The organism is Labilibacter marinus, from assembly GCF_001659685.2.
Taxonomy (GTDB): domain Bacteria; phylum Bacteroidota; class Bacteroidia; order Bacteroidales; family Marinilabiliaceae; genus Saccharicrinis; species Saccharicrinis marinus.
In genome coordinates this window covers 43,397-56,496 of sequence record NZ_LXYE02000016.1, presented here as the reverse complement: position 1 = coordinate 56,496, position 13,100 = coordinate 43,397, and the positions used below count along the sequence as shown (strand labels likewise).

Below are 13,100 nucleotides of genomic sequence, written 5' to 3'. Positions count from 1 at the left end.
TTCAATCATGTTATTGGTAAATAGACCTCAAAATAATTACTTTTGTCCCCTTGAATAGCAAAATCCTAATTACTTTAGGTAAGATAGAACTTGCTCTTCGTTTCAACAGAATATAAAAATCATTACAAATGCAAATATCATACAACTGGTTAAAGAATTATTTAAACGTTGATATTGAAACCGATAAGGTTTCAAAAATTCTTACAGACATTGGTCTTGAGGTAGGCGGAATTGAAGAAGTTCAATCTATCAAAGGTGGTTTGGAAGGTTTAGTAGTTGGTGAAGTATTAACTTGCGAAAAGCACCCCAATGCAGATAAATTAAGTAAAACTACCGTTAATATTGGTGGTGAAGAAGCTTTATCTATTGTATGTGGTGCACCCAATGTAGCTGCTGGCCAAAAAGTGGTAGTTGCAACTGTAGGAACGGTTTTATATAGTGGTGATGAAAGTTTTACCATTAAAAAAGGTAAGATTAGAGGCGAAGCTTCTTTAGGAATGATTTGCGCTGAAGACGAAATAGGTGTAGGTAGCAGTCATGATGGTATTATGGTTCTTCCTGCAGATGTTGAAGCTGGAACATTAGCCAAAGATTATTTTAATGTTGAAACAGATATTTTAATTGAGATTGACTTAACGCCTAACCGCGTGGATGGTTCCTCTCATTATGGTGTTGCGCGCGATTTAGCCGCTTATCTAAAATCAAACGGAGATGAAGCCGAACTTAAGCTTCCTTCGGTAGAGGATTTTAAAGTTGATAACAACGATTTTAAAGTTGATGTTGCCGTTGAAAACACAGAGGCTTGTCCTAGATATGCAGGACTAACTATTTCTGGTGTTGAAGTAAAAGATTCGCCAGATTGGTTAAGAAATAAATTAACAGCTATTGGCTTAGCGCCGATTAACAATATTGTTGACGTTACTAATTTTGTTCTACACGAATTAGGTCAGCCATTACATGCTTTTGATGGAGACGAAATTAAAGGCAACAAGGTAATTGTAAAAACACTAGCCGACAAAAGCAAGTTTACCACCTTAGATGAAGTTGAACGCGAGCTTTCGGATAAAGACCTAATGATTTGTAATGCAGAAGAAGGCATGTGCATTGCTGGTGTTTTTGGAGGAATTAAAAGTGGTGTAAAAGAAAATACTACAAAAATATTTTTAGAAAGTGCGTACTTTAACCCCGTTTCTGTTCGTAAAACTGCTAAAAGACATACTTTAAGCACAGATGCTTCTTTCCGTTTCGAGAGAGGTATTGACCCAAACATTACGGTTTTTGCACTTAAAAGAGCGGCTCTTTTAATTCAGGAAGTAGCAGGAGGAACAATTTCTTCTGACATTACTGATATCTATCCTGAGCCAATTAAAAACTTTGAGGTAGTAGTTACCTGGAGAAACATCAACCGTTTAATTGGTAAAGAGCTTTCGCAAGAAACCATTAAAACTATCGTTACTTCACTTGAAATGGACATCCTAAAAGAGGATGATAAAGGAATGCTATTATCTATTCCTCCATACAGAGTAGATGTACAACGCGAAGTTGATGTTATTGAAGATATTTTAAGAATATACGGTTATAATAATATTGAAATACCTGCAGAGGTTCATTCAACATTAGTTTATTCCGATAAGCCCGATGACCACAAGGTTAAAAACATTATAGCCAATCAACTGACAGCGCAAGGTTTTAACGAGATTATGAACAATTCTTTAACAAAACCTTCATTCTACGAAAAACTGGAAAAATATCCAGAAAAGAATGTGGTGGCTTTGTTTAATCCACTAAGTAATGACTTAGGCGGAATGCGTCAGACTCTTATAATGGGTGGTTTAGAATCTATCGTTCATAACGTAAACCGTAAAAATGGTGATTTAAAACTTTTTGAATTCGGAAATTGCTATTATTTAAATCCTGAAGGAGAAAAAGGCTCGTTAGATAAATATAACGAAGAACATCATTTAGGCGTTTTCTTATCTGGTAATATGATAGGTTCTAATTGGAATGCACAAGCCAGAGAAGTTTCATTTGCTGATATGAGAGCAGTTGTAGGTCAAATAATTTCTCGTTTAAACCTACCAGAAAGCATGTTGGCCGAGAATGAAGTTGAAAATGATATTTTCATTGAAGGGGTTAGCGTTTCTACTAAAAATAAAATTCACTTAGTGGATTATGGTATCGTTAATCCTGAATTAGGTAAAAACTTCGGTTTAAAAGAAACAGTTTACTTTGCTGAGTTTAATTGGGATAACCTACTTAAAATAGCTGGTCGTCAAACCTTAATTTATAAAGAAATCTCTAAATTCCCTGAGGTAAGTCGCGATTTAGCATTATTGGTAGATAAGTCAGTTACTTATGGTCAGATAAAAGCTATCGCTCAAAAAACAGAAAAGAAACTATTAAAAAGCGTTTCTCTATTTGATATTTACGAAGGTGAAAAACTAGGCGCTGATAAAAAATCGTACGCTGTTAATTTCATCTTACAAGACGAAAATAAAACGCTTACAGACAAGCAAATTGACAAAATCATGAGTAATATGATTCGTAACTTCGAAAAGGAAGTGAATGCTCAATTAAGATAAACATAAAGGCATCAAATAAAATGAGTCCTCAAGGAGTTTCCTTGGGGGCTTTTTTTTGTCTCATATCTCCAAAAACAATCGAATACACAAACCTATTAGACGATTATTCCCAATTACTTAACACAAAAATTTCCTACCGATTTATCAATATATTATTGAATTATTATTTAAACAAATTTTAAATAATATTCGAATATTTCTGCAAGGCAGGTATATATTGACATTTGAGCAATCATTTACTTGTAATGATTTTCAAACATCAATCCAATGTAAAAAATATATAACTTTTTTGACAAACGCATAGTATTATATGACGAAGGATTATTTGGGAATTATATTTGGTTTGAAAGAATGGGGTTAAGGAAAGAGATAGGTAGGGCAATTACTGCATTGGTTTTTATTTTGTTATCGACAAGCTTAATGGGGCAAGTCAATGAGGTTTGGAGATATTATTATCCAGAGTTTAATAACGAAGCTAAGGACAATTTATACTTTCGCTTAGAAAATAACAACTTTTTAAAAAACAATGAATACTTCGGTAGCTACACACAAGGCTACACAATGATGGGATATGCATTACAACCTTCCTTTATGTATTACGCAGGCTCCAGACTAAGGTTAAAAGCAGGCGTACATTTATTACAATTTAGTGGTGTTTCTCAGTTTACAGAAGTACTTCCTGTATTCTCGGTACATGCCAAACTAACCGACAACCTTGACCTAGTTATGGGCGGTCTGCAAGGGGATGTTCATCATAAATTAATCGAACCGATTTTTAACTCAGAACATCAATACACTCGTCCCATAGAAAATGGATTTCAGTTTTTATACAACAATGATAAACTTTGGGTGGACACATGGGTGGATTGGGAACAGTTTATCTTCCTAGGAGATGATAAACCAGAGATATTCACAGCAGGAATAAGCAGCGAATACACATTTACGTCATCACTGTCTGACTTTAAAGTAAGTACACCATTCCAGTTTATTGGAACTCATGTTGGCGGACAAATAAGTGACTACTCAGAAGAAATGCAATCACTTGCAAATATAGTTACAGGAGTTAAAGTTGAGCAGAAGTTAGGCAATGGCTTTATTCAAAAAATTGGGGCATCAGCATACCTTGCCTATTACAAGGATTTAACGCAAGCATCAGGTTGGGATTTTCACTCAGGTAGTGCTATCTACCCTACTGTAAACGTATCTTATAAGTATGGCGAGTTTATGATGGGTTACTGGAAAGCCAAAAATTTTATTGCGCCCAAAGGAAGCAACTTATTTCAATCAACCTCTAGCCATAAAGAAGGTTTTTACCAAAAAGAAAGACAGCTTTTTAATACAAAACTCAGCTTTACACGCACTTTTCTAAAACAAGTTAAATTCAGTACCACTTTTGAATCATATTACGATGTACTCAATTCTCAGTTTGATTACTCTTACGGCATCAGCTTAATGTTTACGCCTAGTTTCTTTATCTCAAAAATTCATTTTGATTAGAAATTAACAGCCAACATCTTTACCTATATTTGCTCCCTGTATTATCTAAAACCAAAGAATGTATACAGTTGAGTATCTAAAATCATTTACACGTAAAATCTTCATTAAGATGGGCAGCTCATTGGAGCATGCTAACTTGGCGGCTGATGTATTATTATCCGCTGATTTAAGAGGTGTTGATTCGCATGGAGTAGCTCGTCTTTCGGGTTATGTTAGACTATGGAAGCAAGGTCGATTAAACGCTCAACCAGATATAAAGATAGTACACGAAACACCTAGCACAGCAGTTTTAGATGGTGATTTAGGAGCTGGACTTGTTGTTGCACCTAAAGCCATGCAAATAGCCATTGAAAAAGCGAAACTAGTGGGCACAGGATGGGTTGCAGTTAAAAACTCAAACCACTACGGCATTGCTGGATATCACTCGATGCTAGCACTAGATGAGGATATGATTGGATGGTCAATGACCAATGCTAGCCCTTTGGTAGCACCAACATTTTCAAAAAGCAAACTACTCGGCACCAATCCAATATCTGTAGCCATTCCTGCAGATAAAGAACCTCCATTGGTTATAGATATGGCTACGACTCCTGTAGCCAACGGTAAGCTTGAAGTTAAACAACGAAAGGGAGAAGATATACCCAATGGATGGGCTCAAGATAATGAAGGAAATCCATCCTCAGATGCTTCAGTTCTTAAAAACGGCGGCGCTATGCTTCCCTTGGGCAGTGACAGAGAACATGGTAGCCACAAGGGATATTGCTTAGGTGGTTTAGTGGATATTCTTTCAGCAGTATTACCCGGAGCCAACTACGGCCCTTGGGTGCCTCCTTTTGTTCCTTATGTACCAATGCTTGATAACCCTGTTGGTGATGGCATAGGTCATTTTTTAGGAGCCATGCGTGTGGATGCATTTAGACCTGCGGATGAATTTAAACAACATATGGATAATTGGATTACTACTTTTCGAAATGCCGAACCTACAGCAGCGTTTAATCAAGTACTTGTTCCTGGAGATCCTGAAAGGAAATTAAGCAAAGAAAGATTGAAACACGGAATAAATTTACTACCTCAAGTTATTGAGGATTTAGAAAAATTAGCAAATTATTTTCAGATAAAGTTTAAAAAAATGGAATGAAAAAGGCCTTATTTTGGGGAAATAAAGGCCTTTTCATTCTCAACTAACACAACACACAAAATTCATTTGCAAACACACAACATAACAAATGAATCGTTTTATTTTATACTTTTATCATCAATACGATATCTGTTAGCAAGTTACGTAATATTTAACAATTCTACAACACCTTAATAAAGTTCTATTAATCAAGAACCTAAATATTATGCCCCTTACATATAAACTTCACCTATTGATTCATAAAACCCTGTTTTTTAAGTACCTCCAATAATACTTTACTAAAGGTCACATTATCCTGCTTTTTATACCTTACATCTGTAAACACCTGAGCTAAGGATTCTTTTTCATTTTCTTTTACAAACTGAATATTACTTTCTAAGCTTTCTTTTTCCGAATATAAGCTAGAAATATCTTCATCTGAATAATCCTTATAGCTTTCATAATGTACTACTGCCTCTAAGGGTAATCGGTCAGTTAAGGCTGGGCTTTCATCAGGATAACCTAATGTAACCGTAGCCACAGGCACAACCCCGTTAGGTAAATTAAGCACATCAATAATTTTGTCAGCTGTATAAATAACAGTACCTAAATAACAAATTCCTAATCCTTTGCTTTCCGCAGCAACACAAACGTTTTGAGCCGCAAGTATAGCATCAATAGCTCCCGTAACAAAAGACAAAAAGTTATCATAACCAGGTTCTGCCTTACTTAATTTGCACCAACGATTAAATCGGTTATAATCTGCACAAAAAGTTAAAACCACAGGAGCCTGCCTTACCATGGGTTGGTTAAAGTGACAAGGTGCTAATTTACTTTTCGCTTCTTCATCCTGAGAAACAACAATGCTATACACTTGCATATTTCCTGTAGTTGATGCTCTTGTGCCAGCTTCAAGAATTTCATTTAGCAAGTTAGTTTCCACAGCTTTAGAAGTATATTTTCTAATTGTTTTATGATTCAATAACGTATTCATCATAGTGCTTAAATTTTAATAGATTACAAATATAAAACAAAAAGGCCCTTCGTTACCGAAAGACCTTTCCCTATAATCAGTAATAAAATATAACTAATCCTTAAATTAGTTTTAAGTTTTTCATTTCGTCCAGTAACATTTTTTTATTGTCATCAACCATAGTACACAATGGCTGCCTGAATTCTTCTTTAATTAAACCCATCTCAGCCAAAGCAGTTTTAACAGGTATTGGGTTAGACTCTACAAAACACAAGTCCATTATTCTTTGATACTTATAAAATAGCTCACGTGTTGCTTTGGCATCTCCTGCTAAAGAATATTTCATTAACAAATGAAAATCTTCAGGAATAATATTTGCAATAACAGAAATACATCCATCTGCACCTAATAAGTTAGCTGAAGCCGATAAAAAATCATCTCCACTATACACCAAAAATCCTTCTGGAGCATCCGCAATAATTTCGGTAAAATAAGACAAAATACCTGCAGCCTCTTTTACAGCTACAATATTTTCAAAGTCTTTAGCTAATCTAATAACCGTTTCAGGAGTTAAGCCAGCACCCGTTCTAGAAGGCACATTATATAATACTATAGGAATATCCACTGCTTCCGCTACTGCCTTAAAATGTCCATAAATACCTTTTTGCGTAGGTTTATTATAGTAAGGAACAACCACTAAAGCAGCATCAGCACCAAGCTCTTTGGCTTTCTTTGTTTTTTCAATAGCTGTTTGTGTGCAATTACTTCCACTTCCTGCAATTACAGTAATTTTTCCTGCAATTCTTTCAACCGCTCTAGCTACTAAAGCCTCATCTTCTTCGTTAGACAAAGTAGGAGTTTCGCCAGTTGTACCACAAACTACAATACCATCAGTTTTATTTTCAAGATGAAAATCGATTAATTTATCAAACGAATTCCAATCAATTTCCCCTGATTCTAAAAATGGTGTAACTATTGCAACGATTGATCCTTTTAATGTAAATGCCATGATAATATTTAATGATATTTGTTTGATAAACTTGAGCTTTTAAAGCTACAAAATTAAGTGATGATTAACACCTTAAACTTTTATTTGTCCCTTTATAAAACTTAACGAATATAACTTTTAAGCATACAAATATATATCGAACGATGAAACACTGAAATAAAAACTGCAAAAAAAACTAATTTATAACAGTTTGTTAATATTTTAACATTTTGTAAGTTTGAACAAATTATAGACATGATTACTATACCACAAGCCATAGAGTCCATCATTAAAGAACAGCCGTTTCTAACCGAAGCATTGGCTGAGGGTTTAATCAATGTATCTGCTTTAGCTCGAAAAATTAAGCCTGAAATAGATAAAATCATCATGAAGGATGCCAAGCAAGGTGCAATTGTCATGGCTCTTAACAGACTGAGCCCTCAAATCGACTTTCATTTGAACAGAGGTATTGATAAGATGATTACCATGTTAGGAGATATTATTGTAAGATCAGATTTGACAGACTATAGCTACAAGAATTCTAATACATTGATAAAGTGTCACACCAAAGTTTTTGAATCTTTAGCCCATTATCAAGATACCTTTTATACACTGGTGCGTGGTGTACATGAATCTAATTTAGTAATCAGTAGTATTCATGCCAATTTAATTGAAGAGCATTTTAAAAATGAAGAACTTCATTTAAAAATGGAAAACCTAAGTGCTATTACACTAAAGCTTCATGAAAGCAATACCCAGGTTCCTGGCTTTTATTATTATATATTAAAGGCCATCGCCTGGGAAGGTATTAATATTACAGAAGTAATATCCACATCCAATGAATTTACCGTATTAATAAACGATGAAGATGTTGACAGAGCATTTTCGGCACTAAAAAAATTAAGAACAAAGAAATAAATAGAATCATTGTAACGTTTTTGTTTTACAATTGATTTAATAGTTTTATTTTTATCTCGATGAAAAAGATTTAGCTTACATTTTTAATCAGTTATTTATTAGCTTTTATCACAAAAAGAGAGAATTTTGTAACTAAAGATTAAGTAATTCGTTACTAAATCAAGAACCGTAAAGAAATTCAAAAAACTATCATTAATATATATTGTAATCTTATAGTCATGAAAAAAGCCTTTATTTATTTAGCAGCCGTTGTGTTATTTGTTGCATTTGGATTAAGCTCTTGTAAAAGCACACAAGATTGTCCGGCATACAGCAAAGTTGAGGTAGAAAAGAACACTGCAAACGCATAAGCTAAAATTTATTTAGCCAAAAAGGAGCATTTCAAATGAAATGCTCCTTTTTTTGTACCCTATTAAGCGCTTTATTATGCTTTAAAACAGCTTTTGCCCCTCTTTCACATTTTTTAATATTCTATTTAGAAAAACATCATCAGTTTGTTTGACCAATTGTTAATGATTTTATACTTTTGTACCTCATTTTTAATGGAGTTGTAAATTTTATTTCTAAAAAACCTATAAAATGTCAAAAATCAAAATTGGTATTAACGGATTTGGCCGTATCGGTCGTTTCGTATTTCGTCAGGCTGTTGCCAAAGGAACTATTGAAGTTGTAGCTATCAACGACCTTATTGACGTTGACTACATGGCTTACATGTTAAAGTATGATTCTACTCATGGTATCTTTGATGGTACTGTTGAAGTAAAAGATGGTAAGCTTATCGTAAACGGTTCTGAAATCCGTGTTACAGCTGAAAGAAACCCTGCTGACATTAACTGGGGTGGTGTTGAAGCTGAGTACGTAGTTGAGTCTACTGGATTATTCTTAACTAAAGAATCTGCTCAAGGTCACATAGACGCTGGTGCTAAAAAAGTTGTTATGTCTGCTCCTTCTAAAGACGATACTCCAATGTTCGTTATGGGTGTAAACAACAGCAAGTACACAAACGATATGAACTTTGTTTCTAACGCTTCTTGTACTACTAACTGTCTTGCTCCTATCGCAAAAGTATTAAACGATAAGTTTGGTATTGTTGAAGGTTTAATGACAACTGTTCACGCTACTACTGCTACACAAAAAACTGTTGACGGTCCTTCTGCTAAGGATTGGAGAGGTGGACGTGGAGCTGGTCAAAACATCATTCCTTCTTCTACTGGTGCTGCTAAAGCTGTTGGTAAAGTAATTCCTGAGCTTAACGGTAAATTAACTGGTATGGCTTTCCGTGTTCCAACTCCAGATGTATCTGTTGTTGATTTAACTGCACGTTTAGAAAAAGGTGCTTCTTACGAGGCTATCTGTGCTGCTATGAAAGAAGCTTCAGAAGGTGAATTAGCTGGTGTTCTTGGTTATACTGAGGATATGGTTGTATCTAACGATTTTATCGGTGATACTCGTACTTCTATCTTTGATGCTAAAGCTGGTATTTCTTTATCTGACAACTTCGTAAAAGTTGTTTCATGGTATGATAACGAAATGGGTTATTCAGCTAAAGTATGTGAATTAATTCAGTACATGGATTCTGTAAAGTAATTTACAGTTCACAATATAAATGAAAGGCTCGCCAATATGGCGAGCCTTTTTTTTTGTTTTATACTTTTAGTTAACCGAACTTTTCAATACCTACAAAAGAAAAAGCCCGAGTAACAATCTCCAATGAACTTCAATCCACAGTAATCGGAAATATTAATAGTGTATGCCTTTTACCTGGGGTTTACTTAAAGAACCTCTTACTTCCAGAAGGATATCGTCACCATCACGCGGAATTTTAAAACCAAAGGTGTTAGCCAAATTACTTACTGCCTCATTTAGTTTAGGATTAATTGAACTAATTCTCATTTGCATTTGCTCAATATCTGAGCCTTCAACTTTATTCTCATCAAGAATTAATGCCGCATCTAAACTAGCTTCGAATACAGATAAGTTTAAATTTGTATTCTTAATCTCACATCGCCCGTCCTTAATATCTGCTTGAATAGTGAGTTCTGTAACAAATAAATCCTGAGACTTTAACCCCAGCATAGATAACTGAGCTTCCATCTTTTGTTTTTCACTTCCTTCAAATTGCATTCCTAAATCTTTTAGCTTAAGCGAAAACTTAGCTTTTTCTGGAGCACCTTTTAGCTCTCCATCCTCATCATAGTTTAAAATACCATCAAAACTTGAATCAAATTCCTGTAAAGTAAATTTGGCTTCACCTTCTTCTCCCCATTCAACTCCATCTGTTAACTGAGTGTTATATCTTAAGTCAACCATTTTGGCCGAGAACCCTTCAATACCTTCTCCCTGGTAATCCATATTAACATCTGCGTCAAACATTAAATCACCTGCATCAATATTTATTCTTTCAAAGTCAAGCCTTTTTGCTTTAGGACGAAGAGCCATATTTAATTCAGCACTTTTAATAGTAGTTAGTTTATTTAAGGCTCCATTCATTCTACCATCTTCTAGCTGAACTTTTGATACCTCTGCATTTTGCAGATTAATACTGAGGTTTTGATTTTCATCAGGGAACTTATGCTGCAAAGCCTTTAAATCTTTCTGCGATAAATAACCATCAAAGTTTATTATCATATCTTCGCCCAAAAGATACATCTCTTTATTATTAGAAAGTTTAAAGTGATCAAAATCTAAATCTAATTTTGATAAAGACTCTAGCTTTCCATTTTTAAAAATTTCTAGTGCCTCTTTATATTTCATTTTAACCCGTAAAACTTCACTTTGTATAGTATAACCAGAATTAGGATTTGTGTAGGAGATTTTTTTTAAAGTAATAGAAGACCAAAGCGGATTCACCTTTAATTCTGAATACTCAACTTTTATATGATCTGGTAATTTCGTTAATCGCTCATCTAACTTTTTGCTTGCTATACTTCCAAGAATCCAGTTACCTGCAAAAACAGATATTATCAACAACAAAACAGGGACAATTACTTTGGCTTTCATGTATTATGTTTTTAAAATTAGGTTCTAAAAATATCTTAAAGCTAGAACTTAATTCATCAAAAAACATACCCAAGAATAAAATTTAAACAGATTCTTAAAAATTACGCAGAGATTTAATGCCTTCTTTATGTTTTTTACCTTTTCTAACACCAAATTCTCTTTTCTTATTTTTCTTAATCAGAGAATTGATATTATACGATAATGAAATTTCATGATTATTTCTATCAATAGAATTATCTGAAACTGTAAAATCAAAAGCATAGGCTAGCCCTAAATCTGATTTTATTTGAAAGTTGATTATACTTGAAACCCATCCGTTATTATTATAAACAGCTCCCATCCAAAACAACTCCTTATATAGAAACTGCAGTCCTGTGCTTAATTCATTGATTTCAGAAGTCTGGTACATTAACTTTAGCGTAGGCCTAATGCCAATACTTCTGCCTACATGAAATAAATACCCCGTTACAACATGGTAGTTTTTAGTGCTCAACAGGCTATTTATACTCTCATTAGAATTATCAGTTTGAATCCCAAATAAATTAGAAGCTGAAAAACCCAAAAAGAAACTACGTCCATATAAGAAAGCCCCTGCCCCGGTGTTAAAACTCGAAGCCCCTTCGTTTCCTATTGCAAAAAATGGATCATTATCGTGAATTACATTTAACTGATCGAATCCAACATTAAAGCTTGAGTAGCTCGCATTAATACCGAGCGAAATAAAAGTTACGGGAGATATTTTTAGCAAATAAGCATAACTTAGGTCTGCATTATATAACTTATTAATACCATATTGCTGATATCGAACACCACCACCTACAGACATCATAGTTTTATTGATAGGCGTATGCACTGACAATTGATAATTTGTTGGAGCCCCATCTATGCCAGCCCATTGCTTACGAGCCATCATATTTATCGCCATTGTATTGGAAGTTCCTGAATAAGCAGGATTTAAAAAGTACTGCGTTTGTAAATATTGAGAGGAAGATGGATTTAATTGAGCATACGAAACAATACTAACTGCACAAAGAAGTATAACAATTAGCTCAATTTTCAATGTTTTATTTATTACCAACATCCTCACCACTATTTATTTATATAAATAAAGCCCGAAAACTCCTTATCAAAATCAGGAACTTTTAATATGTAATAATACGTACCATTATCACATATTTTCCCTGAATAAATTCCTGAATTACCCATACCATCCCAATTATTTTGATAGACATTATCTAGGTAAACGACTTTACCCAAAGCGTCAAACACGCTAAGCTGCATTGGTACTCCTTGAAGATCTGGTATTTTAAATTCATCGTTTAAACCATCTCCATTAGGCGACATGGCTTGTGGAATAAGGATATCGTCCTTAACATCTCCCTTAATTTTAAAAAAGACCCAAGCTTCAGCCGCATCACCTTCTTTATCTGAAATAATATATTTACAAGAATCAACACCTCTAAAACTGGTATCAAAAGTGGTAGTTAATAAGCCATCAGAATCCACAGAACTATACCCATTCTCAATATCTATTAAAATAGAAGTATGGATAGGTTTATCATATAATTTCTCATCATTTTCTAAAACATTAATTTCTGCCAGTTCTCTTGGTTTCAAAAACACTGTATCAGCGACAGCAATAGGTTTAAAATTAAAATCTTTTATTTCAATAATAACCTTTGCCTCATCACATTCTCCATGCTTATTACAAACCTTATACACCAGCTCATCCGTACCTAAATAACCTACAGTAGATGTATATCTGATAAACTCGTTATTAATAACCTCAACATGTCCCAAACTTGGCGCCTGACTTATCTGTAAAGAACTCGCTCCTTCTGACAAACCTTGATCATTATTTAAAATAAAAATATCTTGAGGATGTATTTCGCTGACTATCGCATAATCGCCATAAGCTCTTAAGCTTTGTGTTTTAGAGGAACTATAGGCAGATGAAGCTTGTGAGAAACAAGAAGTACTCACGAATAAAAGACAAATTAATATATGAATCCAATGCTTCATTCC

The 13,100-nt window shown here is 34.2% G+C and carries 10 protein-coding genes; 5 read left to right on the top strand and 5 right to left on the bottom strand.

What is annotated here, in order from left to right; all coding sequences use genetic code 11:
- Window positions 1-128 precede the first annotated feature (128 nt).
- The 3 genes from pheT (at window position 129) to A8L32_RS06980 (ending at window position 5,217) form a co-directional block, all read left to right on the top strand.
- Window positions 129-2,582 carry a phenylalanine--tRNA ligase subunit beta gene (gene pheT, locus A8L32_RS06990; RefSeq protein WP_066629466.1) on the top strand — a complete coding sequence of 818 codons (2,454 nt, stop codon included), beginning with the start codon at window positions 129-131 and terminating at the stop codon, window positions 2,580-2,582.
- 351 nt (window positions 2,583-2,933) lie between these two features.
- Window positions 2,934-4,079, top strand: a complete 1,146-nt coding sequence (locus A8L32_RS06985; protein ID WP_066629464.1) for a hypothetical protein — start codon at window positions 2,934-2,936, stop codon at window positions 4,077-4,079.
- A gap of 58 nt (window positions 4,080-4,137) precedes the next feature.
- On the top strand, window positions 4,138-5,217 hold the full coding sequence (locus A8L32_RS06980; RefSeq protein ID WP_066629462.1) for an Ldh family oxidoreductase: 1,080 nt from the start codon (window positions 4,138-4,140) through the stop codon (window positions 5,215-5,217).
- 229 nt (window positions 5,218-5,446) lie between these two features.
- Here the strand turns inward: A8L32_RS06980 and A8L32_RS06975 are convergent, their stop codons facing one another.
- Both A8L32_RS06975 and dapA read right to left on the bottom strand, forming a co-directional pair.
- Window positions 5,447-6,193: an NADPH-dependent oxidoreductase gene (locus tag A8L32_RS06975; RefSeq protein ID WP_198931735.1), complete on the bottom strand. Its 747-nt coding sequence runs from the start codon at window positions 6,191-6,193 to the stop codon at window positions 5,447-5,449.
- A gap of 97 nt (window positions 6,194-6,290) precedes the next feature.
- Window positions 6,291-7,178, bottom strand: coding sequence for a 4-hydroxy-tetrahydrodipicolinate synthase (gene dapA, locus A8L32_RS06970; RefSeq protein ID WP_066629458.1), 888 nt, complete (start codon window positions 7,176-7,178; stop codon window positions 6,291-6,293).
- 234 nt (window positions 7,179-7,412) lie between these two features.
- On the opposite strand from dapA, the gene A8L32_RS06965 reads away from it, so the two are divergent.
- Together A8L32_RS06965 and gap are read left to right on the top strand one after the other, a co-directional pair.
- A complete protein-coding gene (locus tag A8L32_RS06965; RefSeq protein ID WP_066629455.1) occupies window positions 7,413-8,075 on the top strand; it encodes an aspartate kinase in 663 nt (220 codons plus the stop codon).
- Between the two features lie 579 nt (window positions 8,076-8,654).
- Window positions 8,655-9,662 carry a type I glyceraldehyde-3-phosphate dehydrogenase gene (gene gap / locus A8L32_RS06960; RefSeq protein ID WP_066629453.1) on the top strand — a complete coding sequence of 336 codons (1,008 nt, stop codon included), beginning with the start codon at window positions 8,655-8,657 and terminating at the stop codon, window positions 9,660-9,662.
- A 153-nt stretch (window positions 9,663-9,815) separates the two neighbouring features.
- Here gap and A8L32_RS06955 read toward each other — a convergent pair whose 3' ends face one another.
- From A8L32_RS06955 to A8L32_RS06945, 3 genes are all read right to left on the bottom strand, one after another.
- The gene (locus A8L32_RS06955) at window positions 9,816-11,075 is read right to left on the bottom strand and encodes a hypothetical protein (RefSeq protein ID WP_066629451.1); all 1,260 of its coding nucleotides are present in this window, start codon (window positions 11,073-11,075) and stop codon (window positions 9,816-9,818) included.
- Between the two features lie 94 nt (window positions 11,076-11,169).
- The gene (locus A8L32_RS06950) at window positions 11,170-12,156 is read right to left on the bottom strand and encodes a PorP/SprF family type IX secretion system membrane protein (RefSeq protein WP_066629448.1); all 987 of its coding nucleotides are present in this window, start codon (window positions 12,154-12,156) and stop codon (window positions 11,170-11,172) included.
- Between the two features lie 8 nt (window positions 12,157-12,164).
- Window positions 12,165-13,097: a T9SS type B sorting domain-containing protein gene (locus A8L32_RS06945; protein WP_083631216.1), complete on the bottom strand. Its 933-nt coding sequence runs from the start codon at window positions 13,095-13,097 to the stop codon at window positions 12,165-12,167.
- Window positions 13,098-13,100: the final 3 nt, after the last annotated feature.

Excerpts from the sequence above, each read along its gene's own strand:
- A8L32_RS06980 (WP_066629462.1), top strand. The coding sequence starts at position 4,138 with ATGTATACAGTTGAGTATCTAAAATCATTTACACGTAAAATCTTCATT.
- A8L32_RS06955 (WP_066629451.1), bottom strand. The coding sequence starts at position 11,075 with ATGAAAGCCAAAGTAATTGTCCCTGTTTTGTTGTTGATAATATCTGTT.
- A8L32_RS06965 (WP_066629455.1), top strand. The coding sequence starts at position 7,413 with ATGATTACTATACCACAAGCCATAGAGTCCATCATTAAAGAACAGCCG.
- A8L32_RS06950 (WP_066629448.1), bottom strand. The coding sequence starts at position 12,156 with ATGTTGGTAATAAATAAAACATTGAAAATTGAGCTAATTGTTATACTT.
- dapA (WP_066629458.1), bottom strand. The coding sequence starts at position 7,178 with ATGGCATTTACATTAAAAGGATCAATCGTTGCAATAGTTACACCATTT.
- A8L32_RS06945 (WP_083631216.1), bottom strand. The coding sequence starts at position 13,097 with ATGAAGCATTGGATTCATATATTAATTTGTCTTTTATTCGTGAGTACT.
- A8L32_RS06985 (WP_066629464.1), top strand. The coding sequence starts at position 2,934 with ATGGGGTTAAGGAAAGAGATAGGTAGGGCAATTACTGCATTGGTTTTT.
- A8L32_RS06975 (WP_198931735.1), bottom strand. The coding sequence starts at position 6,193 with ATGATGAATACGTTATTGAATCATAAAACAATTAGAAAATATACTTCT.
- gap (WP_066629453.1), top strand. The coding sequence starts at position 8,655 with ATGTCAAAAATCAAAATTGGTATTAACGGATTTGGCCGTATCGGTCGT.
- pheT (WP_066629466.1), top strand. The coding sequence starts at position 129 with ATGCAAATATCATACAACTGGTTAAAGAATTATTTAAACGTTGATATT.